This window comes from Selenomonadales bacterium, assembly GCA_018335585.1.
Lineage (GTDB): Bacteria > Bacillota > UBA994 > UBA994 > UBA994 > UBA994.
Genome location: JAGXRZ010000023.1, coordinates 42,986 through 66,232 on the forward strand (window position 1 = coordinate 42,986; position 23,247 = coordinate 66,232).

General features: G+C 55.1%; 21 protein-coding genes. 14 read left to right on the forward strand and 7 right to left on the reverse strand.

Annotated features, from left to right (window positions below; genetic code table 11):
- Positions 1–4: 4 nt before the first annotated feature.
- The 7 genes from mnmG to rpmH form a co-directional block, all read right to left on the reverse strand.
- The gene (mnmG, locus tag KGZ66_04690; GenBank protein ID MBS3984886.1) at positions 5–1,867 is read right to left on the reverse strand and encodes a tRNA uridine-5-carboxymethylaminomethyl(34) synthesis enzyme MnmG; all 1,863 of its coding nucleotides are present in this window, start codon (positions 1,865–1,867) and stop codon (positions 5–7) included.
- Positions 1,868–1,880: 13 nt separating this feature from the next.
- The gene (gene mnmE, locus KGZ66_04695; protein MBS3984887.1) at positions 1,881–3,233 is read right to left on the reverse strand and encodes a tRNA uridine-5-carboxymethylaminomethyl(34) synthesis GTPase MnmE; all 1,353 of its coding nucleotides are present in this window, start codon (positions 3,231–3,233) and stop codon (positions 1,881–1,883) included.
- Between the two features lie 83 nt (positions 3,234–3,316).
- Positions 3,317–3,955 (reverse strand): protein jag, encoded by a 639-nt coding sequence (locus KGZ66_04700; protein MBS3984888.1) that lies wholly within the window; start codon positions 3,953–3,955, stop codon positions 3,317–3,319.
- Entirely contained in the window at positions 3,912–4,628 is a 717-nt protein-coding gene (locus tag KGZ66_04705) for a YidC/Oxa1 family membrane protein insertase (GenBank protein ID MBS3984889.1), read from the reverse strand. Before KGZ66_04705 ends, KGZ66_04700 begins: the two co-directional genes overlap by 44 nt.
- Positions 4,625–4,855, reverse strand: coding sequence for a membrane protein insertion efficiency factor YidD (gene yidD, locus KGZ66_04710; protein MBS3984890.1), 231 nt, complete (start codon positions 4,853–4,855; stop codon positions 4,625–4,627). The genes KGZ66_04705 and yidD overlap by 4 nt, the downstream gene beginning before the upstream one ends.
- Complete coding sequence (gene rnpA / locus KGZ66_04715) at positions 4,852–5,190, reverse strand: ribonuclease P protein component (protein ID MBS3984891.1); 339 nt, start codon at positions 5,188–5,190, stop codon at positions 4,852–4,854. Before rnpA ends, yidD begins: the two co-directional genes overlap by 4 nt.
- Positions 5,191–5,195: 5 nt before the next feature.
- Complete coding sequence (gene rpmH, locus KGZ66_04720; protein ID MBS3984892.1) at positions 5,196–5,330, reverse strand: 50S ribosomal protein L34; 135 nt, start codon at positions 5,328–5,330, stop codon at positions 5,196–5,198.
- A 608-nt stretch (positions 5,331–5,938) separates the two neighbouring features.
- Here rpmH and dnaA point away from each other — a divergent pair.
- The 14 genes from dnaA to KGZ66_04790 all read left to right on the forward strand — a co-directional run bounded on the left by dnaA (position 5,939) and on the right by KGZ66_04790 (position 23,061).
- Positions 5,939–7,273, forward strand: coding sequence for a chromosomal replication initiator protein DnaA (gene dnaA, locus KGZ66_04725; protein MBS3984893.1), 1,335 nt, complete (start codon positions 5,939–5,941; stop codon positions 7,271–7,273).
- Positions 7,274–7,497: 224 nt separating this feature from the next.
- The gene (gene dnaN, locus KGZ66_04730; GenBank protein MBS3984894.1) at positions 7,498–8,607 is read left to right on the forward strand and encodes a DNA polymerase III subunit beta; all 1,110 of its coding nucleotides are present in this window, start codon (positions 7,498–7,500) and stop codon (positions 8,605–8,607) included.
- A gap of 8 nt (positions 8,608–8,615) precedes the next feature.
- Complete coding sequence (locus KGZ66_04735; protein MBS3984895.1) at positions 8,616–8,819, forward strand: RNA-binding S4 domain-containing protein; 204 nt, start codon at positions 8,616–8,618, stop codon at positions 8,817–8,819.
- A 2-nt stretch (positions 8,820–8,821) separates the two neighbouring features.
- Positions 8,822–9,922, forward strand: a complete 1,101-nt coding sequence (recF, locus tag KGZ66_04740; protein MBS3984896.1) for a DNA replication/repair protein RecF — start codon at positions 8,822–8,824, stop codon at positions 9,920–9,922.
- The gene (locus KGZ66_04745) at positions 9,922–10,179 is read left to right on the forward strand and encodes a DUF370 domain-containing protein (GenBank protein MBS3984897.1); all 258 of its coding nucleotides are present in this window, start codon (positions 9,922–9,924) and stop codon (positions 10,177–10,179) included. The genes recF and KGZ66_04745 overlap by 1 nt, the downstream gene beginning before the upstream one ends.
- A 20-nt stretch (positions 10,180–10,199) precedes the next feature.
- Entirely contained in the window at positions 10,200–12,107 is a 1,908-nt protein-coding gene (gyrB, locus tag KGZ66_04750) for a DNA topoisomerase (ATP-hydrolyzing) subunit B (protein MBS3984898.1), read from the forward strand.
- Between the two features lie 18 nt (positions 12,108–12,125).
- Positions 12,126–14,564, forward strand: a complete 2,439-nt coding sequence (gyrA, locus tag KGZ66_04755) for a DNA gyrase subunit A (GenBank protein ID MBS3984899.1) — start codon at positions 12,126–12,128, stop codon at positions 14,562–14,564.
- Between the two features lie 208 nt (positions 14,565–14,772).
- Positions 14,773–16,971: a hypothetical protein gene (locus KGZ66_04760; GenBank protein MBS3984900.1), complete on the forward strand. Its 2,199-nt coding sequence runs from the start codon at positions 14,773–14,775 to the stop codon at positions 16,969–16,971.
- A 131-nt stretch (positions 16,972–17,102) separates the two neighbouring features.
- Complete coding sequence (locus tag KGZ66_04765) at positions 17,103–18,002, forward strand: ABC transporter permease (GenBank protein MBS3984901.1); 900 nt, start codon at positions 17,103–17,105, stop codon at positions 18,000–18,002.
- Positions 18,002–18,958 (forward strand): ABC transporter permease, encoded by a 957-nt coding sequence (locus tag KGZ66_04770; GenBank protein MBS3984902.1) that lies wholly within the window; start codon positions 18,002–18,004, stop codon positions 18,956–18,958. Before KGZ66_04765 ends, KGZ66_04770 begins: the two co-directional genes overlap by 1 nt.
- Positions 18,959–18,975: 17 nt before the next feature.
- On the forward strand, positions 18,976–20,022 hold the full coding sequence (locus KGZ66_04775; GenBank protein MBS3984903.1) for an ABC transporter ATP-binding protein: 1,047 nt from the start codon (positions 18,976–18,978) through the stop codon (positions 20,020–20,022).
- Positions 20,019–20,948 carry an ATP-binding cassette domain-containing protein gene (locus KGZ66_04780; GenBank protein ID MBS3984904.1) on the forward strand — a complete coding sequence of 310 codons (930 nt, stop codon included), beginning with the start codon at positions 20,019–20,021 and terminating at the stop codon, positions 20,946–20,948. Before KGZ66_04775 ends, KGZ66_04780 begins: the two co-directional genes overlap by 4 nt.
- A 162-nt stretch (positions 20,949–21,110) precedes the next feature.
- Positions 21,111–21,986, forward strand: a complete 876-nt coding sequence (locus KGZ66_04785) for a C40 family peptidase (GenBank protein MBS3984905.1) — start codon at positions 21,111–21,113, stop codon at positions 21,984–21,986.
- The gene (locus tag KGZ66_04790; protein MBS3984906.1) at positions 21,967–23,061 is read left to right on the forward strand and encodes a dipeptide epimerase; all 1,095 of its coding nucleotides are present in this window, start codon (positions 21,967–21,969) and stop codon (positions 23,059–23,061) included. Before KGZ66_04785 ends, KGZ66_04790 begins: the two co-directional genes overlap by 20 nt.
- Positions 23,062–23,247 lie beyond the last annotated feature (186 nt).

The window sequence follows — 23,247 nt, forward strand, 5'->3', positions numbered from 1 at the left end:
TCAGCTACCTCCTCTCAAGCTGCACGAGCAGCACCGCGATATCAGCCGGCGAAACCCCGCTGATGCGCGACGCCTGGCCATAAGAGCTAGGACGCACACGTGCGAGCTTCTCGCGCGCCTCAAGCGACAAGCCGCGCATTTCGCTGTAGTTTACGTCGCTGGGGATAGCCTTAAGTTCAAGGCGCTGAAACTGCTCTACCGCGTCGCGCTGCCTTGAGATATACCCGGCGTACTTTACTTCCGTAGCGACGCAACGTGCCATACGCGGGGTAACCTCGCAGAGCTCAGGCACAATGGTACAGAGTCCCTCCCACGTAATCTCCGGTCGGCGCAGCAAGGCCGCCGCCGTGGTCGTGTGTTCAAGTACGGCGGTAGGAACGCCGCTGAGATAGCGGTTAACGCCCTCTTCCGGAGCTACCTTACGTCGCTCTAGGTACTCAATCCACTGGCTAATGCCCGCCTCTTCTTCCCTCAATCGCGTTAACTCCTGCCGAGGCACCACGCCAAACTCCACGCCTATAGGCAAAAGACGAAACTCCGCGTTGTCAAAGCGCAGCAGTAACCGATGCTCCGCCCGCGATGTCATCAGTCGGTAAGGCTCGCTCGTGCCCTTGGTCACTAAGTCGTCCACCAACACGCCAAGGTAGGCCTGCGAGCGCAGCAAGACAAACGGCGGCAAACCACGCACCTTTGCCCCGGCGTTAATGCCTGCCCACAACCCCTGCCCTGCCGCCTCCTCATAACCAGAAGAGCCGTTAATCTGCCCCGCAAAGAACAACCCCGCGTACTGCTTGCTTTCAAGTGTCAGGGTAAGTTGCGTGGGGTCTACAAAATCGTACTCGATGGCGTACCCCGGGCGCATCATCTCGGCCTCTTCGAGCCCGATAACCGAGCGCAACATCTCTAGCTGTACATCTTCCGGCAGGCTTGTCGAGAAACCCTGCACGTAAATCTCTTCCGTGTTGTAGCCCTCGGGTTCGAGAAAAATCTGGTGCCGCTCTTTGTCAGCAAAGCGCACAACTTTGTCTTCAATCGAAGGGCAATAACGCGGGCCGCGCCCTTCTATCAGCCCGGCGTAAAGCGGCGAGCGATGAAGGTTCGCACGGATAATCTCATGCGTTCTGGCCGTCGTGTAGGTCAGCCAACAGGAAAGTTGCACTGGAGCAAGTCGCGCACTCCGGCGCGAAAACGGCGCAAACTCGCTATCGCCGCGCTGTTCTTCCATAGCCGCAAAGTTCACACTGCGACGGTGTATGCGCGGCGGTGTCCCCGTTTTTAGTCTGCCAAGCTTAAAGCCTAGGCTGCGCAGATTTTCCGACAAGCCGTGCGAAGGCAAAAGTCCGTTCGGCCCGCTAGGCAAAGCGGTTGAACCGACAATAACTTTGCTCTCTAGATAAGTCCCGGTGGTAACCACCACGGCTTTGGCCCGATAAAGCGTGCCCGTGTGCGTCCTCACCCCTCGCACTTCGCCGGCCTCTACCACGAGCTCGACTACCGAGGCTTGCACAATGCGTAGGTTCGGCGTCTTCTCCAGCAGTTCGCGCACGACTTGCTGGTACAACCGCTTGTCGGTCTGGGCGCGCAAGGCTTGCACCGCGGGTCCCTTGCCAGTGTTAAGCGTGCGCATCTGCACGAAAGACATATCGGCGGCGTACCCCATCAGCCCCCCCAGCGCGTCTATTTCGGCCACCACATGGCCCTTCGCCGGGCCGCCGACGGACGGATTGCAGGGCATTAGAGCGATTGCCTCCATGCTCTGGGTGAGTAAGGCCACACTGAGCCCCATGCGCGCTGCGGCATGCGCAGCCTCGCAGCCGGCATGTCCCGCTCCCACCACAATGCAGTCAAACTCTCCACCGCAGTACATTAGTGCTTTCTACTCACTTTCCTATGCAAAATTCGGCAAATATGGCATCAGCAATGTCAGGAGTAATCGTCTCGCCCGTAATCTCTCCCAGGCGCTCGTACGCTAGTCGGACGTCTGTCGCCACCAGTTCTATATCCCACCCCAGAGCCACGGTCTCAAGCGCCGCAGTTACGAGCGACTTAGTCTCGGCTAGGATGCGGCTATGGCGCAAGTTCGTAACTAAGAGCGAGCTTTCGCTGCTAACCGCCCGTACGGCGACAGCGGAAATTTGACCGATTAGCTCTGCCAGGCCACTCCTTGTCCTAGTACTGACAGCTAGTGCAGGACTCTGTACTGGCAACTCTGCCCGCGAGGCCAAGTCAGACTTCGTCAGGACGACTAACCGCTCCCGCTCTTTCGTTAAGTCCAGTAAAGCTAAGTCGTCCCGGCGCAAGGGCTCCGAGCTGTCTAGCAGCACTAGCACCACATCGGCAGTCTCTAACGCCTGTAGCGTGCGCTCTATACCTAGCTGCTCAACTTCGTCCTCGCTCTCCCTGAGCCCGGCCGTATCCACTAGCGTCACCAAGACTCCGTTTAGATTTAGCTCCACTTCCACCGTGTCGCGCGTAGTACCCGGTTGTGCGGTGACGATGGCGCGCTCCTGCCCGGCGAGAGCATTGAGCAGAGAAGATTTCCCTACATTCGGCCGCCCTGCCAGCACAACGCGCAGTCCTTCCCGCGCTACTCTCCCCGCGCGTACTGTGGCGAGTAGCCCCAGAAGCATGTTCTCGACGCGAGTCAGTTCTGACGCGACTTCCGCTCGGGTGACAGCAGGGATATCGTGCTCGGGGAAATCTAACTGCGCCTCTAAGTGCGCCATACACTTAAGCAGATGCGCGCGCATTTGCCGCACCTCGCTGCTAAGCACACCGCGCAGTTGTCTGCCCGCGTTCTGCAAGGCCACATCGCTCGCCGCGCGGATAATGTCAATAACGGCTTCGGCTTGTGCTAACGACAGACGCCCGTTGACAAAGGCTCGCTGCGTAAACTCGCCCGGCTCTGCTACTCGCGCGCCCCGTGCTACGAGCACCTCGAGCACCCGTCCGGCTACAAATGAACCGCCGTGAATAGAAAATTCCACTACGTCTTCGCCCGTAAACGAACGCGGAGCACGAAAATACGTGAACAGGCACTCGTCAAGCGGCTCGTCTCCTTCGCCGATTACTTCTCCGAGGTATACGCGCCAAGGTTCTACGCGGACAGCCCTGCGCCGCCTCCGAAACACCTGCTTGGCGACGTCTAGTGCGCCGCCGCCGCTTATGCGCACAATGGCAATGCCCCCCTCGCCCCGCGGAGTAGAGATTGCGGCAATGACATCACGCTTCACTTAAGTCCCTCCATAGCAACAGGGGCTGACTCACCACGCTGTGAATCCGCCCCCAAAAAATCCTGCTCGCTTCGGCAGATACGTTACTCTTCTCGCCGTAAGGCAATGACCACCTTGCGAAAGGGCTCGTCCCCCTCACTGTAGGTGACGATTTCTTTGTCATTCTGCAGCGCCATATGGATCACTCTGCGCTCGTAAGCTCCCATAGGCTCCATAATGACCCTGCGCCCGCTACCCTTAACCTTCGCGGCAAGTTTAAGCGCTAACTCCACCAGAGACTCCTGCCGCTTAGCGCGGTAGTTGTTAACGTCGAGCAACACGCGCCTGCTGCCCCCCGCACGGGAGTACACCACGGCAGCTAACACTTGCAGGGCCTCGATCGTCTGCCCGCGCTTGCCAATCAAACGCCCGGCGTTTGTTCCCTGAAGCTCTAGCTTAAAGTTCTCGTCTTCTGCCTCTCCCTCGCTGCACTGCACACTTGTGGTTCCCATGCGCTCCGCTAACTCAGTGAGGAAGGTTATGGTCTTCTCTTCCGGCGATATGCAGAGCGTCACCTTAACGCGAGCTAGCCGCCCGCCCAAAATCCCAAACAACCCCTTGGTCGGTTCCTCCAGCACAGCGACATCTACCTGCTGCCGAGTCGCGCCAAGTTCGGTTAAAGCTAACTCGACAGCTTCCTCAACTGTCTTTGCGGTCTTTTCTATGCTCTGCCGCGACTGCATCGGTGTCTGCCTCCCCCGTCATCGGTACCCGGAAGTACCTACTAAACAATTCCTGTTGCACGATGGAAAACACGTTGCGCGATACCCAGTACAGCGCAAGCGCGGTCGGGAAACTAATGGTAATATACCCCATGAAGAGAGGCATTACATAAAGCATCGTGCGAGACGTTTGGTCGTTAGCCTGCATGGTCTGCTTCGACTGCCAATACGTCGTTACCACCGAAAGTATGGGCAGAATCCAGTACACCAAACTAAGCCCGAAAATCGTCTGCTCCGGGCTCGGCAAAGTCAGGTTTAGTCCAAGCCACATGGGGTTGTCGGCAAAAAGCCCCGGTTCCCGCAGCATGTTAAACATGGCGATAAGGATTGGAAACTGGATAAGGAGCGGCAGGCAGCCCATGGCCGGGTTGATATTGTACTTCTTCCACAGCTCCATGGTAGCCTGATTGAGCTTGTCCTTGTCCTCTTTCTTGCTGAACTTCTTCTTCAGCGCTGCCGTCTCGGGTGCCGCTAACTGCATGCTGCGCGTGAATGCCATCTGCTTAAGGTTTAGCGGCAAGGTAACAATCATTACCAACAGGGAAAGCAAGATTATGGCCGCACCGTAATTGCCGGTATAGACGAAAAAGAAGTCGAGTACGCCTTTGAGGAGAGAGTTCAGGAATTCAGTCACTGCCGATCATCCCCCTTGTCAATTAACGGGTCGTAGCCTCCCCTGCTAAAGGGGTGGCAGCGTATCAGTCGTGAAAGTGCAAGCATTCCCCCGCGCGACAGTCCGTATTTTTCGATGGCCTCCGCAGCATATTCACTGCAGGTAGGCCTAAATCTACAGGTAGGTCCTTTGAGCGGAGAAACGTAGCGCTGATACAGCACAATGAAAAATAGCACAAACCGCTTCATTGTCCCACCCAGACCTTCAGGCGCTTGGCTATCGAGATAAATTCCCTCTCTATCTCCGACAATGACGCTCTAATGACGCCCGTGCGAGCAATTACCACAAAGAAGTTGCCGTGCGCAAGTTGTTTAAGGTTCTTGCGCACTACTTCTCTGAGCCGGCGTTTCGCGCGATTGCGCACTACCGCTGTCCCGAGCTTCCTGCCAGCCGAGAGACCGACGCGCAGCTCTCCGTCACTTGGCAGGACATACATCACTAGGACACGACCTGCGGCAGAACGTCCCGTCCCGTACACGTGAGAGAATAGTGCGCGCTTGCGCAACCGATAACGTTTTTGCATGTTTCTTAGGCAGAGAGAACCTTTCTGCCCTTCTGACGGCGGCGCTTAAGCACTTTGCGTCCGTTAGCGGTGCTCATCCGCTCGCGGAAACCATGCACTTTCTTGCGTTGGCGATTGTTTGGTTGAAATGTGCGCTTCAATATGTTCACTCTCCTTTCAGAGCCGAAAGCTAGTCAAGTACCTCAGCAATTATACCAAAGGGTTACAGGATGGTCAATGAACTGAGAGGGCACTTAGCACTTCGCACTTCGTGGAGAAGGAAAGACGGGGGACTTTTCACCACAGAGGCACAAAGAACACAGAGAGAGGTGCAATACTCCTTCCATCTCTGTGCACTCTGTGTCTCTGTGGTGCAAACTACACCCGCTCCGCCGCGTTCTGTCGAATCGTGTCGATTATGCACACATGTTAATAACCCTGTGGATAAGCTGTGAGTTATATGGTATAACTGCAAAGAGTCCTGTGAGCTTAAAAATAAGGTACCGCGCGGTCTCAAAACCGTACACGCTTTCGCTCCACACACTCGTTCTCCACAGCTGTGGGTAACTCTGTGGATATCATCTGTGTCGAATCTTCTCCTAAAATGGCGCATCACCCACTCTAGGCCTAGCTCTTTCGCCTACAAACAGCTATCCACATCTAATGTGGATGTTCTGTGGGCAACATTCTCCACAATTCTACACTTGCTGCGGTAGGATTCGACGCAGTGCGCGTCGAATCAAGCAATTCGACCTTTTGCATCGGAGGAATGGAAATGTCTATCACCTCGCCTGAGCTCTGGCAAGCAGCGTTAGATCTTATGCAGACCCATCTCGGCAAGCACCAGTTTGACACATGGCTCTTGCCCTGCAAGGCCGTGTCACTGCAGGGTCAAACCATGTACATCTTAGCCGCCACCGAATTCAACCGCAATTGGCTGGAGAACAACTACACAGGTATCGTGCAAAAGGCTTTGTCCACGGTTGCGGGAAGGGACCTCGATATAAAGTTTGTCTCCAATAAGGATGATATCCCTACAATACAGCCGGTAGCCGAACGTGGTCAGGATGATTCGGCGCTTGGGCTTAACCCGCGCTACGTCTTTGACAGCTTTGTCATTGGGGAGAGCAATCGCTTCGCCCACGCCGCCGCTTTGGCGGTAGCTGAAGCCCCGGGGAGAGCTTATAATCCGCTCTTTATCTACGGTGGCGTCGGGCTAGGCAAGACTCACCTGATGCATGCCATCGGGCACTTTGCTTTATCTCGCTTCCCAAAAAAGCGCGTGTTGTACCTTTCCTGCGAGAAGTTCACTAACGACTTTATCGCCTCAATTCAGCAGCGCAAGACCACAGAGTTCCGCGCACGCTACCGTTCCATTGACCTCCTGCTAATTGATGATATACAATTTTTGGCAGGTAAAGAACAGACACAGGAGGAGTTCTTCCATACATTTAACGCTCTCCACGGCGCAAATAAGCAAATCATCATCTCTAGCGACAGGCCGCCCAAGGAGATTGCCACCCTTGAGGACCGGCTGCGCTCTCGCTTTGAATGGGGCTTGATTACCGACATTCAGCCGCCAGACCTTGAAACACGCGTCGCGATTCTCTGCCAAAAGGCAGAGCAAGAAAATTTTCGCGTTCCTTTAGAGCTTATGGCCTACATTGCCGCTCGTATACACAGCAACATCCGCGAACTAGAAGGGGCCTTAATCCGCATCATGGCTTACGTTGCCTTTAGTAAACGCCAAGTAACAAAAGAACTCATCGATGAAGTCTTAAAAGGTCTTTTCCCCCAAGAAAAGCAGCGGGCCGTTACTGTTGACGATATTAAGAAGGCCGTGGCCACACATTACGGACTCAAGCTAGATGACCTTACTGCCAAGAAGCGCACTCGCTTAGTCACCCATCCGCGCCAAGTGGCCATGTACTTATGCCGAAAACTAACCTCTGCTTCTCTCCCCCGCATTGGTGAAGAATTCGGCGGCAGAGACCACACTACAGTTATTCATGCCTGTGAAAGAGTCGAAACAGATATAGCGCGTGACGCCGGCTTGGCAAAGATTATCAAAGAGATTGAACAAAAGTTATTAACACAGAGTTAACATAGTAATCCACAGAACCTGTGTACAACTGCTTCATTACCTGCCTATGTGTATATCCTAGAACAACTGCTTCTGCTTACCCACAGGCTATTTAGCTCACCGAGACAGGCGCTTCCTCTCCTTTTGGCCTTCTCCACATATTCACACCTCCTACGAACACTACCGCGATTTTATCGACTAATATACTATGCGTGCTACACTACATTTAGAACGGGGGACGAACGATGCGAGCAACCGCAAACAAGGATGAGCTTGTCTTTGCCGCCGGGACGGCAGGTCGGGCCCAAACGTCAAAAACAGCTACTAGTCCACAGGGCGTGCGTCTCACCGCCGAAGATGGGACACTCTTCCTTACTTCCGTAGATAACGAGATAGCCATAACCTGTCGCATCGCGGCACAAGTACTTGAGCCGGGGGCGATTGTGTTGCCTGGCAAGTTGCTCGCCGAGGCGGTACGCCGTTTCCCCGGGCTCGATATAGACCTAGAGGTACTGCTAGGCAGGCACACCATGACGCTACGCAGCGGCTTTTCTGAACTTGACCTACTCGGCATGCCTGCGACAAACTTCCCTGAACTGCCGGAGATTGAGAGTTTGTCTGCGTTTTCTTTACCTGAGCACGTTCTAGGTGCAATGTTGCGCCAGACTAGTTTCGCTCTCTCTAGTGATGACATGCGCCCCATCCTTACCGGCATGTTGTGGCACTTTTCCACCGGGATACTCCGCATAGTCGCCGCTGATGGCTTTAAAGTAGCGTCCCGTATCGAGCAGGTAGAAGATACAGGCGCTGCACCGTTTCGCGTCGTTGTACCGGGGCGCACCATTCACGAGTTAGAGCGCTTGCTAGGCAACGGCGACGAGCCGGTAGAGATAGCTGTCGGACGCAACCACATCCTGTTCCAAGTGAAGGGCACGGTGCTCATCTCTAGGCTCCTCGAAGGCAACTACATTGATGTCGACCGCTTTGTTCCCACTACATTTGTGACTCACCTCTCAGTTAAGCCAAAAACTTTGATCGATGCCCTGGAACGGAGTGCCGTAGTAGCGAAAGACGGCCTCATAGCTACGGTAAGGTTGCATTTGCGCGACGGCAGACTAAGCGTGCGGGCGCAGTCTGCGGAGTATGGCAAGCACTTTGAAGAGTGGCCGGTTGAGATGCGTGGCGAAGAAATGGATATACTGTTTAATATAAGAGTATTAGGGGAGGTTGTCAGGTCTATCACGGAAGGAGACGTCGAGCTTTCCTTCACAGGGCAACACGGTCCATGTATAGCCCGTAGCGCCGTTAGCCCCGAGAACTACTGGAGTTTGGTTATGCCGGTCAGGCTTTCGTAAACCTGGCCATGCAGGACGAAAGGCCTTTCATCACCCTCGGGCAGTTTCTTAAACAGCAGTCAATCATCTCCACCGGAGGAGAAGCGAAAAGCTTTCTCTTGCTTAACTCCGTTGAAGTAAACGGAGAGAAGGAAACTAGACGCGGGAGAAAACTAAGAGTAAATGACTGCGTAACCATTAATGCCACTTCCTATGTCGTCAAGCACATATGAGAGTGCAGGAACTCCGCCTTACTTCTTTCCGTAACTACGTGCAAGAGAAAGTAGTCTTTTCGCCGCGTCTAAACTTCGTAGTCGGTAAAAACGGCGAAGGCAAGACAAACCTCCTCGAAGCGTTGCATCTCCTGGCCACTACTAAGTCCCATCGCCGTGCCTTGGAAAAAGACATGGTAAAGATAGGCGAGAGCCACTTTCGCGTTGCGGCGCGCATTTCAACTCTAGGCGTAGACCGAAATCTAGATTTAGGGTACGATATTGTTCTCCGAAAGAAAGTCGCGGGCGTATCCGGTATGCACGTCACCAAACTACAGGATTTCGTGGGGCTGCTGAACGTAGTAATGTTCTCCCCGGAAGACCTAGCGCTAGTCAAGGGTTCGCCAAGCGACAGACGAAGATTCCTGGACATTCTGTTATGCCAAGTAGACAAGGTTTATCTACGCTTGCTACAGCAGTACACACTAGTCTTACGGCAGCGCAACGAGGCCCTAAAGCGAATTGCGCGCGGTGCGTTTAAAGCACTTGATTTAAAGCCCTGGGACGAGCAGTTTGCCGTCTTAGCGCAAAAAATCACCTTGCGGCGCGCACAGGCGATAGATAGACTCGCCGGTAATTTCGTTAGGCTAACTAGCGAGATTAACCGCGGGCAAGAGCGCCAAAGTATCGCCTATGCCAGTTCGCTCGCTAGCGGCACAGAGACACTAGATGTCTCAAGTGTCGTGCGAGAGCTTGAGCGCTGCCAGCGCGAAGACTTAAGGCGCGGGACAAGTACCGTGGGGCCGCATCGGGACGATTTGCGTTTTCTTATCAATGGTTTGCCCGCGGCGGTGTATGCGTCGCAAGGACAACAGCGCACGGCGGTACTTGGGCTAAAGCTGGCTGAACTGCAGTACATGCATGAGGTAACCGGCGACTATCCTGTCCTGCTCTTAGACGATGTACTATCCGAGTTAGACCAAGGACGCCGGCATATGCTGGTGGAGGTTCTGCTTTGCGACGTGCAGGCTATCATTACGGGCACAGAGGAGAATAACCTCTCCCTGCAAGGAGTTAAGCCGACGCAAGTGATGCGCGTTGAGCGTGGAAAGGTAGTATGCTGATGTACCTCTATATCGGCGGCGACATAGTTCTGCCCTGCCGACAAGTTATTGCAGTATTTGACGCCCAATCCACAGACACACAGGTGACACGCGAGTTTTTGCGGACCTACCGGGAAGAAGGTTTTTCCGTCTCAACGACTGAGGGCGGCCCGGTTAAGTCATTAGTCCTGACAGAGAGAAAGCTTTATCTCTCCTCCATCGCGAGTGCTACGCTGCGCAGGCGCTGGAGCTCTTTTCCTGCTGATGAACGTGAGTAACTCAGAGCGGACGGTGAAATATGGTTAAAAAAGGCAACGGAGGCTACGACGAAACGCAAATTCAGGTGCTAGAGGGCTTAGAAGCCGTCCGTAAGCGGCCTAGCATGTACATAGGCACAACGAGCACGAAGGGTCTTCATCACCTCGTATGGGAAATTGTAGACAATGCCGTAGACGAGGCCCTAGCCGGCTATTGCGACCGCATTGACGTAGACGTATTCCCCGACGGCACGGTAAGTGTGAGTGACAACGGTAGGGGGATTCCTACCGGTATCCACCCGCAAACAGGTCGGTCCGCTGCGGAAACAGTCTATACGGTGCTGCACGCCGGAGGTAAATTCGGCGGCAGCGGCTACAAGGTTTCCGGCGGCCTGCATGGCGTCGGCGCCTCTGTCGTTAACGCCTTGTCTGAGTGGCTAGTCTTAGACATCAAGCGCGAGGGAGGCCATTTTAGGCAACGCTACGCCCGCGGCGTGCCCCAGACCGAACTCGAACGCATAGGCGACAGCGAGGAGAGCGGCACGCGCGTGCACTTCCTCCCGGACAAAGAGATTTTCGAGGAAACGGCTTTTAATGCCGACACCCTGATTGTCCGCCTGCGGGAGTTAGCCTTCCTGATGGCCGGACTAACCGTCAAACTGACCGATCACCGCGACAACACCACCGAAGTCTTCCGCTACGAAGGCGGCATCAAGAGCTTCGTCAGCTACCTCAACAAGAACAAAGACGTGCTGCATAAGGACCCAATCTTTTTCCACGCCGCGCGCGAGGACTGTCAGGTCGAAGTAGCCATGCAGTACAACGATAGCTACGCGGAGAACATCTATTCCTTTGCTAACAACATCCATACCGTCGAAGGCGGTAGCCATGAAGCCGGCTTTAAGATCGCGCTTACCCGCACCCTTAATGACTACGGACGCAAGATTAATGCCATCAAAGAGCAGCACTCTAACTTAAGCGGCGAGGATATCCGCGAAGGGCTGACTGCGGTCATTAGTATCCGCCTGCTCGCGCCGCAGTTCGAAGGACAAACCAAGACTAAGCTCGGGAACTCGGAACTGCGCGGCATAGTCGATTCGGTCGTGGGAGAAGGGTTAGCCCTCTACCTCGAGAAAAACCCCGCCGTGGGGAAGAAGATTATGGAGAAAGCCGTGTTGGCGGCGCAAGCGCGCGAGGCCGCCCGCAAGGCGCGCGAACTGACGCGCCGCAAAAATGCGCTTGAGATCACGCCGCTGCCCGGCAAGCTCGCCGACTGCTCGGTTTCGGATGCCAGTCTGTGTGAGTTGTATCTCGTGGAAGGCGATTCTGCCGCGGGTTCAGCTAAGCAAGGCCGCGACCGCCGCTACCAGGCGATTCTCCCGCTCGGCGGCAAAATTCTCAACGTCGAAAAGGCCCGTCTCGATAAGATTTTAGGGCACGAAGAGATTCGCGTCATTATTACAGCTATGGGCACAGGCATAGGCGAGGACTTCGACGTAAGCAAGGCTCGCTACCACAAGGTCATTATTATGGCGGATGCAGATATCGACGGTTCGCACATTAGGACTTTGCTCTTAACTTTCTTTTTCCGCTATATGCAGCCCTTAATAACCGCAGGCTACCTATACATCGCCCAGCCGCCGCTTTACCAGATTAAGAAAGGCAAGCAGGAGCTCTACGCCTATAACGACGCGGAACTAGAGAAGAAGCTCAAAGAGCTAGGCCGGGGTAATGCCACCATCCAGCGCTACAAAGGCCTAGGCGAAATGAACGCCGCGCAGCTTTGGTCTACTACCATGAACCCGGAAAACCGCATTCTCCTGCAGGTGCAGCTCGAAGAAGCGATGGTCGCAGACGAAATCTTTACCATTCTCATGGGCGACAAGGTAGAACCGCGCCGGCAGTTCATCGAGAAGTACGCCCGGCAGGTAACTAACCTAGATGTGTAGGCGAGGAGGCGGCTCTGCTTGGAGATAAGACACGGCAAGATAGAAGTCATCAACATTGAAGACGAAGTAAAGAGGTCATACATCAACTACGCCATGAGCGTTATTGTCTCGCGCGCTCTACCTGACGTGCGCGACGGCTTAAAGCCCGCACATAGGCGCATTCTTTACGCTATGCTCGAAATGGGATTTACGCCGGATAAGCCCTACAAAAAGAGCGCGCGTATTGTAGGCGAAGTGCTTGGTAAGTATCATCCCCATGGCGACGGCGTCGTCTACGATACGATGGTGCGCCTAGTGCAAGACTTTGCCTCGCGCTACCCGCTTATTGACGGCCACGGCAACTTCGGCTCCATGGACGGCGACAGTGCGGCAGCCATGCGTTACACCGAAGCCCGCCTCGCTCCCTTAGCCATGGAGCTCCTCGCCGACCTCGACAAGCAGACGGTCGATATGGGCCCGAACTTTGACGACTCGCTCGAGCAGCCCCTAGTACTGCCGGCGCGCTTCCCTAATCTCTTAGCTAACGGTACGGCTGGCATAGCCGTCGGCATGGCTTCCAATATTCCTCCCCACAACCTAGGCGAGCTGATTGACGCCGTGCACGCGCTGATTGAGAACCCAAACATCACCGTAGCCGAACTTATGGCTTATGTGAAGGGACCTGATTTCCCCACAGGCGGCCTTATTCTTGGACGCGAGGGCTTTACGGCGGCCTATGAGACCGGGCGCGGCAGCGTGCGCATCCGCTCTAGGACGCGCATCGAGAAGATGAGTAACGGCAAGCACCGTATCGTGGTCAGCGAAGTCCCGTATCAAGTAAACAAAGCCAAACTTATCGAGTGCATCGCCGAACTGGTGCGGGACAAAAAAGTCGAAGGAATTACCGACCTTAGAGACGAAAGCGACCGCGACGGCGTGCGCGTAGTGATTGAGTTAAAGCGCGAGACTAATCCTACGGTTGTCCTCAATCAGCTTTACAAGCACAGTCAACTGGAAGTCTCCTTTGGCATTAACATGCTAGCACTCGTCGGAGGACAACCGCGGACACTTAATCTTAAGCAAATGCTTGAGTACTACCTTGAGCATCAGCAAGATGTCTACACCCGCCGCACGAAATTTGAGCTCGCCAAAGCCGAAGAGCGCGCCCACATCCTTGAAGGGCTGCGCATTGCCTTAGATAATATCGACGCGATTATTGCGCTTATCCGCGCCTCGCGCACCGACGACGAAGCCAAGCAAGGCCTAATGCGAGAGTTTGTCCTGTCCGAGAAACAAGCGCAAGCCATTCTAGATATGCGCCTAAGACGCCTGACGGGCCTTGAGCGCGACAAAGTAGAGGATGAGTACAAAGAAGTCATCAAGACAATTGCACGGCTTAATGCCATTCTCAACAACAAGAAGCTTTTGCTGGCCATGATTAAGAAGGAGATTGGCACAATTAAAGAGGAGCACGCCGATGCGCGGCGCAGCGAAATTGTGGCCGGCGTGAATGAACCTGCGGCAGAAGACCTGATTGCCGAAGAAGACGTAGTGATTACCCTTACCCACCAAGGGTCCATTAAGCGCCTGCCGTTAGATACTTATCGCAACCAGCGCCGCGGCGGTCGCGGTGTTACCGGCATGGGTACGCGCGAAGAAGACTTCGTGGAGAGCTTGTTTATTACGACTACGCATCACTCCCTCTACTTCTTTACGAACAAGGGGCGCGTCTATCGCCTAAAAGTGCACGAAATACCCGAGGCTAGCCGACAAGCAAAGGGACTAGCCGTAATTAACCTAATCTCGCTTGAGGCCGAAGAAAAGGTAAACGCCGTGATTCCTATCCGCAATGAAGCTGACGATAACGCCTATCTGTTTATGGCGACCAAGAGCGGCATGGTCAAGAAGACTAGCCTGGCTGAATACGCCAATATCCGCGCTAACGGCCTCATCGGCATTTCGCTGCGCGAAGGGGACGAACTGATTGGCGTGCGCCTAACGGACGGCAACTCCGACGTAGTGCTAGGCACAAGGCTCGGGCTAGCTATCCGCTTTGACGAACAGGACGTGCGTCCGCTAGGGCGTGCTACGCAAGGCGTAAAAGGGATAGACCTCGGCGAAGGAGACTTCTGCATAGCCATGGATATCGTGCGCTCCGGCGTTGACCTCCTTGCCATTACGGAGCACGGCTACGGCAAACGCACCGACATCGGGGAATACCGCCAGCAGTCAAGGGGCGGCAAGGGCATTCAAAGCATTAAATCCAGTCAGCGCAACGGCCACGTGGTTTGCCTGCGCGCGGTAAGCACCGAAGACGAACTGATGGTAATTAGCGAGCAAGGCATAATTATCCGCACAGACGTAAAAAGCATTCCTGTCTTAGGACGCACCACGCAAGGCGTGAAGATTATCCGCCTCGATGAAGGTGACAAAGTAGTAGCTATCGCCCGTGTTGCGGCCAAGGAAGCCACGGAGTAGCAGGACAAATGAGCCCCCTCTTGCCAAACGAGAGGGGGTTTTTGTGTGCACAAAAAATCCTCAAAAAAAGTTGCCGGAATAGCAGGAAATTTCATATGGCATCACGTAGTTAATATATAATGATAAAAGACCGAACAAAGGGGTGATCGGCAGCACAGAAGGTGGCTGTCAGTGACGACTTATCCCATTAAAAAGGAGGAAAAGCAAGTTGTACAGGAAAACCATGGCCGTAGTTCTATTTCTGGCTCTCTTGCTCACTTCGACACAACTGCACTTTGTCGCTCAGGCGAACCGACCCATTTCCGTTACAGTAAATGGCAGAGCGCTGGTCGCGGATGTTGCTCCTGTCATACGCAACGGGCGCACTCTAGTACCCTTCCGCGCCATCTTTGAAGCTTTAGGCGCGCAAGTGGAATGGGACGAACGCGCCAATCTAGTAGCCGGCTACTTCGGACCGCAGTTTGTTCTACTAAACCCGGGTAGCCCGCGCGCCTGGCGCACCGGTCGCGAGATGAACCTCGATGTCGCCCCTGTCATCATTCAAGGACGAACCATGGTTCCGCTCCGTTTTGTGGCCGAGAGCCTAGGCGCCACAGTGGAATGGGTCGATGCGACTAACTCCGTAGCCATCACCCACACCCCCCTGACTCCTCGCCCGGCACCCCGCTCGGTAGGCGACTTTAACACCGTCTATTCGGGCGAACTGACCACGCTCAACTACTTAGTGACGGCGACCTCGGCCGAGCATGTCATCGCCGCTAACACCGTATCTGCACTGGTGCAATATGACGAATTCGGCATTCTCTATCCCTCGCTCGCTCGCCATTGGCGCGTTTCGCCCGACGGCTTAACCTACACCTTCACTCTGCGTCAGGGTGTGCCCTGGCTGACGTGGGAAGGGCGCGAGTACGCTGAGACGACCGCACAGGATTTTGTCGACGCCATGCGATACGTGCTGACCCCCGCTAATGCCTCGCGTACAGCCAACATTGTCTGGCGCGTCATCAGAGGAGCAGAGGATTTCTTCAACGCACGCACCACCGACTTCTCCACAGTCGGCATTCGCGCGGTCGACCGCTACACCGTAGAGTATACGCTCATTAGTCCCGTCCCCTATTTCCTGAGCATGTTAACTTACGTCCCCTTCTTCCCAGCTAACGGGCGTTTCCTTACCGAAACCGGAGCGCGCTTTGGCACAGACCATACCACTTTGCTCTATAACGGTCCCTACATACTTACCAGTCACATACCGCAGCAGGGACGCGAGTTTGTGCGCAATGAGCGCTATTGGGAGAGGGCCAATGTCCATATTCAGCGACTAAGCTACCGCTTTAACCGCGAAGCTGCTGCCCTAGCGCCGGAAATGTTCTTCCGGGGCGAAATAACAGCGGCATCCATCCCTATTGCCATCCTCGACGGCTGGCTGCAAGACCCCGCTCGCCGCAACTTAGTTCGTCCTGCCGCCGTCGGCAACTTCTCGTTCTGGTTCGCCTTTAACTTTAACCCAAGATTTGCGGCAGAGCACCAACCCGATAACTGGCGCCTTGCGGTCAACAACGTCAACTTCCGCAAGGCGGTCTTCCACGGCCTCGACCGCATAGCTGCGATGATGACGTTTGACCCGTACAATCCCGAACGTCAGCTGCAGAACACGATTATACCGCACGGATTTGTCACCGTGGACGGTCTGGACTATACGGAGCTACCACCCTTGGCACGTCTGCGTACCACAAATTTACTTGACCGCCGCCAAGCACTTGAGTTTAGAAACCGAGCGCAGGTTGAGCTTAGGGCCCAAGGCGCAACATTCCCCATCCGCATGATGATGCCCTTTAATACCGGCTCGCCCGATTGGGTGAATCGCGTACAGGTCATGGAGCAGCAACTAGAAAGCGTTCTGGGCAGAGGGTTTATTGACGTCGTGCCGGTCGGCTTCCCGCCCACAGGCTTCCTCGATGCTACGCGTAGGGCAGGCAATTATGCCTTCCAAGAAGTAAACTGGGGACCCGACTATGGCGACCCCAGAACCTATTTCGATCCCTTCCTGCCCGGAAATACGTACAGCCCGATTAACACAGCCCAAGGCTGGACAGGCAACTTTGACCGACTTATTGAGCAGGCAAATGCAGAGCTGCTGAATGTACGCCGGCGCTTTGAGCTCTTTGCACAGGCTGAGGCCTACCTCATAGAAAACGCCTACGTCATTCCCTATCGCCGCGGTGGCGGAGGCTACGTAGCCTCGCGCTTACATCCGTTCACCGGCGCCTTCGCTGCCTTTGGCGTCGCGGGCCTAAGCTTTGAGCGCCAGATTATCCTAGAGCGCCCCATGAACATGGAGCAGTTTAACCAAGCTGAAGCCGAGTGGCAGCGTCAGCGTGCCGCAGAGCTTAAGCGCTGGGGGCAGTAAGGACAGAGAGTCTTAGGACGATCGAGGGGTCGCCAAAGCGACCCCTCCTCAATTAAAAGCTTTACCGAGGGGGAAGTAACATAGGCCTCTTAAAATACGCGCTGCGGCGCGGACTACACTCGCTGGTCACGGTGCTGATTGTTATCACCTTTGTATTCCTACTGATGCGCCTTTTGCCGCTTGAAGGTTACTTCGGAGACGGGTACGACCGCTTGACGCCGGTGCAGCGCGAGGCCATTCTCGACCAGATGGGCCTGTTAGACCCCTGGTTTGTGCAGCTCATAAATTTTTACTCCGATCTAGCCCGCGGGTACCTCGGCACATCTATCATCTTGCGACCGCATATCCCGGTTACCGAGATTATCGCGCCGCGTATACCTTACTCGTTAGCCTTTGGTCTGGCCTCCCTGGCTATCTCCTTGACGTTTGGCCTACTGCTTGGCATCTTTCAGGCGCGCGAAAAAGACAAGCTTCTCGACCACCTCGGCGGAGCCTATGTGGTGCTGATTAACGCTGTGCCGGCGGTCGTGTATCTCTTGTTTATACAACTTTATGTGACCTACTACTTTAAGCTGCCCATCTTGTTTAACCCGACGCGTCCGGTTAGTTGGATACTGCCCGCGGTGAGCATGTCTTTAGGCGGTATCGCCAGTTATGCGCTTTGGTTGCGGCGCTTTATGGTCGACGAACTAAACCGCGACTACATAAAACTTGCACGTGTCAAGGGGTTGTCAAACACCCAAGTTATGTTTAGGCATGTCCTACGCAACGGCTTTGTGCCGCTGGCCCAGCATCTGCCTACGACTATTTTAATGACAATAGCTGGCTCTTTGTTTATCGAATCGTTGTACTCGATTCCCGGCATGGGCGGCCTGCTCATTGACGCCATCAGCCGCCAAGACAACCCGCTCGTGCAATCGCTGGTGCTAATCTACTCGACCATAGGCGTATTTGGGTTGTTCTTAGGTGACGTGCTCTTGGCCGCGATAGACCCGCGCATTCGGCTCGAGAAACGAGAGGGGGCACGTTGATGGCGCGCTTGGACATACAAAACCTCGGGCCCGAGCTCTTTGACTTCGCCAGTTTTGATCTGGCCGCTGGCGAGCGCACCGGCTACTCGAACTATTCCTACTGGCGGGCCACCGTCACTAAGTTTCTGCAAAGCAGGCAGGCGGTTATCGCCTTGGCCATTCTCGGCGTACTGCTTACCTTCACCCTTATCCAGCCCTTCTTGCCCGGACAGCGCGACCCCAATTTAATTAACATCGACCCCGAGACGTTTCGCCATGTGCGCAACGTGCGGCCCGGCGCCGAGTTTTGGTTCGGTACTAATTCCATCGGGCAGGATCTTTGGGCGCGCATTTGGACCGGTACGCGCACTTCGCTGCTGATTGCCATTTTGGTGGCTACATGGAACACCACCTTAGGCATCATCGTCGGGGCCATCTGGGGTTATGTGCGCAGTATCGACAGGATCATGACCGAAATCTACAATGTCTTGGATAACATTCCCACCACAATCGTAATGATTCTACTGGCCTATATGCTACGCCCGAGCGTCACTACTTTAATCATCGCCATGTGTGCTTTAGGCTGGGTGGGCATGACCCGTTTTGTCCGCACACAGGTCATGATTATACGCGACCGCGAATACAACTTAGCCTCGCGGTGCTTGGGCACGCCTACCGGGCGAATCATTACCAAGAACATCCTGCCCTATCTTGTCTCGGTCATTATGTTGCGATTTGCGCTTACCATACCCGCAGCCATTGCCTCGGAGGTCTTCCTCTCCTACATCGGGCTCGGCCTTCCGCTCCACATCCCCTCGCTTGGCAACCTGGTAAACGAAGGACGGCAGCTAATGATGATACCCGCGATGCGCTACCAGCTAATCTTCCCCTCCGTCGTGCTGTCACTCATTACTATTTCTTTCTACATCATCGGCAACGCATTCTCCGATGCGGCCGACCCGCGCAATCACACGTAGAGGCAGGAGGCGACCAAATGACAGAAAACCTTATTTCGGTGCGAGGTTTGGTTGTGAAATTTAGCCTGCGCGGGCGCGTGTTGACGGCCATACGCGAGGCCTCCCTAGATGTCCCGCAGGGGAAAACATTAGCCATCGTCGGCGAGTCGGGCTCAGGCAAATCGGTCTTAGCCAAGACTTTTGTCGGTATGCTCGACGCTAACGGTTGGGTGGACAGCGGTTCGATTCTCTTTGCAGGCGAAGATCTTGCGACATACAAAGGCGAAAAGCAGTGGATACGCATTCGCGGCAAGAAAATTGCCATGGTTTTTCAGGACCCGATGACTGCTCTCAATCCCCTGAGAACCGTAGGCCTCCAAATAGAAGAAACTGTAAGGCTGCACCAAGGCATTAGCGGCAACGCGTCTAAGGAGCGCGCCGTCGAACTACTAGCTGAAGTCGGCATCCCCTCGCCGCGGGAGCGCTATCGGCAATACCCGCACGAGTTCTCCGGCGGCATGCGCCAGCGCGTGGTGATTGCCATTGCCATGGCCTGCCAGCCGCAGCTCCTAATCTGCGACGAGCCTACCACGGCATTAGACGTAACTATACAAGCCCAAATTCTTGAGCTTATCCGCCGCCTACAAGAGCAGCACAAACTCACCGTAATCTATATCACCCACGACCTAGGCGTCGTGGCGCATGTTGCGGACAAAGTTGCGGTTATGTACGCCGGGGACATCGTGGAGTGCGGCCTGGTAGAAGAGATTTTCTACAACGCCCAGCACCCCTACACGTGGGCGCTATTGTCTAGTCTGCCGCAGCTTGGAGTTAAAGGCGAGCCGCTTTTCTCTATCTCCGGTACACCCCCTAATCTGTTTAGCGAGATTGTGGGCGATGCCTTTGCGCCGCGCAATCCCCTCGCGCTCAAAGTAGACTTCGTGGCCCGTCCTCCTATCTTTCAGGTGAGCGATACACATTATGCCAAGACCTGGCTGCTTGACCCGCGTGCCCCGGCCGTAGAACCTCCGCCCGCCATCAAACATCTCAGGACTAATTTCGGGGGAGGAGCGATGCGAGCATGACGGACCGCGAAGTATTATTGGAGCTCAAGAACGTCAGTGTTGTGTTCACGCAGAGAGGGTCGCGCCAATCCCTCACGGCCGTCAACGACGTGAGCTTTAAGCTGTGGCGGGGCGAGACCCTCGGAGTGGTGGGCGAATCAGGTTCAGGGAAGACGACTATCGGGCGCACTATCGTGCGCATCAACGAAGCATCTAGCGGCGAGGTCTTCTTTAAGGGGCAGCGCATCAGCGGCAAAATATCGCCTGAGCTTGACGCCGAGGTAACAAGGCGCATTCAGATGATTTTCCAAGACCCCATGGCCTCCCTTAACGAGCGAGCTAAGGTAGACTACATCGTCTCGGAAGGGCTTTACAACACCAAGGCTTACCGCGACGAGGGGGAGCGTCAGGCAAAAGTAGAAGCCAGTTTGCGTGAGGTCGGCTTGCTGCCGGAATTCGCCTCGCGCTTTCCGCATGAATTCTCAGGCGGGCAGCGGCAGCGTATCGGCGTTGCGCGCGCCCTAATCATGGAGCCCGAAATAATCATTGCCGACGAGCCCATTTCCGCCCTCGACGTTTCCATACGAGCCCAAATACTTAATCTCTTGGCTACCCTGCAGCGCGAGAAAGGACTCACCTATATCTTTATTGCCCACGACCTATCGGTAGTGCGCTTTATAACTGACCGCGTCGCTGTCTTGTGTAAGGGCAAGATTGTGGAACTCGCGGAAACAGAAGAACTTTTCTCCTTCCCTCTACACCCTTACACGCGCTCCCTTCTCTCCGCCGTGCCCCTACCTAACCCCGTGGAACAGCGCAAGCGCCGACCCCTCCCCTATGACCCCTCTCAACATGACTACTCGCAAACACCACCCCTCTGGGCCGAAGTTCGCCCCGGCCACTTCGTGCTCGGCAGCGAACGCGAACTACACACCTGGGCCGGCTGAAGCAAAAGGGAAGCAAAAGGGACGGAGCTTTTTGCTTCACGCTTGGCACTTTGCACTTCGCACTTTGCACTTAGGGGAAACGGGGGGGGTGCTGGCTCACGGCTGGAGCCTGGCGGCTGGCGGCCCCCACAAGCGACACTCTTCTGCAGGAGGTGACAATTCATGCTACTTAAACATGGCTTCGTAGTGCGCGAGTATGTAAGCTTAGGCGAGGGACCGTACAAGAATGTGGTCAAGACGGTGGTAACACAGGCGAGGCTAGGTGAGCCGGTGCTGGTGTTGGAGCAAGAGCGTGGCTGGTACAAGGTGCAGATGTCAGACACGTATCAGGGCTGGGTGAGCCCGCTAGATATTGTGTTGGTGGACGAAGACTACTGGCGCGCCTACCAAGACTCGCCGCAGGTATTAGTTACGGCGCACTTTACTTATATCTACAGTGAGCGCGCATGCTCTCTAGTGGGCCAGGCGGCAGGACAACTCGTTAGCGCGGCGACTATGGGTACAGAGCTTAAGTTAGTGGACGAGGACGACACAGTCTATCAGGTTGAGATACCTAGCGGCACAACAGGGTACATACAGCGCTGCGCGGGGCGTATAATCCCGCGCTTTGGCAAGATGCCGCTAGGTGAAGCCCGGGAGCTCGTCGCCTTAGCCAAGGAGTTCTTGGGGCTGCCGTATTTTTGGGGCGGTACCACGCCGTATGGCTTCGACTGCTCCGGATTTGTGCAAACCTTGTTGAAGATGCATGGCATCTTTGTCTTGCGCGATGCCTATCAGCAGTACGAGCAGGGCGTGGCTGTAGAGCGCGCCGCGCTCGATATAGGCGACTTAGTGTTTTGGAGTACTTACAGGGCAGGTGCGTCACATGTCGGCTTCTACCTTGGCGCAGGCCAATACATCCACGCGGGGTCGTCGCGCGGCGTGGCCATTAACAGCTTTATTCCCAGCGACGAAAACTACAGCGAAGAGCTCGATAAAAACTATCTCGGCGCCAGAAGAGTGCTAGGAGGTGTCCGGTGTGAAGATAGCCGCCGTTGAGACGCACAGACTCACCGTGCCGCTAGTTAAGCCTTTTAAGACGGCGCTCCGCGTACTTACAGTGTCAGAGACATTAATAGTCAAGGTGCGACTAGATAATGACCTTGTGGGTTACGGAGCAGCCTCTCCTACGGCGGTAATTACCGGCGATACCTTAGGCTCGATTGCCGGTGCGCTTAATGAAGTGCTTACACCTCTATTTATAGGGCAAGACGTCACAAACTACGAAGCGGCGCTTACTCGTCTTAACAGCGCCCTCGTGCGCAATCCGAGTGCTAAGGCAGCACTTGACATGGCTATCTACGACTTAGTCGGGCAGATGTACGGCGCGCCCCTCTACAAGTTACTTGGCGGACACAAGAGCATGTTCGAAACGGATATTACCGTGAGCATTAACCGCATTGACGAGATGGTGGCGGATGCGTTGCGAGCGGTCAACGACGGATTCACCATGTTGAAGTTAAAGGTGGGGCTAAACGCTAGCGAGGACTTAGACAGGGTAAAAGGCATCCGCCAAGCAGTTGGCGCTGCGGTGAAGCTCCGGCTCGATGCCAATCAAGGCTGGAAGGCCAAAGACGCAATACGCGTTATACGGGCCATGGAAGACGCTGGGCTCGATATAGAGCTAGTCGAACAACCTGTCAAAGCGCACGATATTGAGGGACTAAAACAGGTTACCGACAACGTCTCAACTCCCATTATGGCCGACGAAAGCGTGTTCTCGCCCGAGGACGCTTTGCGCGTGCTCAGCATGCGGGCCGTCGACCTGATTAACATCAAGCTTATGAAGGCGGGCGGCATCCACAACGCACTAAAGATTAACGCCTTGGCAGAGAGTGCGGGGGTCGAGTGCATGGTCGGCTGCATGATTGAGAACAAGATAGGCGTAACCGCAGCCGCTCATCTTGCGGCTGCCAAGAGCAACATTACCCGTATGGACCTAGACGCACCTCTGCTGCTAACTACGGAGCCTATCGAAGGCGGCATCAGCTTCGCCGGGCCAAAAATCGTACTTCCCTCCTCCCCCGGCCTCGGCATCACTGAAGCAAAAGGGACGGAGCTTTTTGCTTCATGATGAACCGCGGCTCACAGCTTACGGCTCACGGCTGACAGCTTACGGCCTACAGCCCTAAGCGAAGGCTGAGAGCTGAGAGCTGAGAGCTGACAGCCCCTGCGTTATCTCAAGCGACAAGCGACAAGCGACAAGTCTCAAGCGACACATCTCAAGCGACACATCCCTAGCGACACATCTAGTGACACA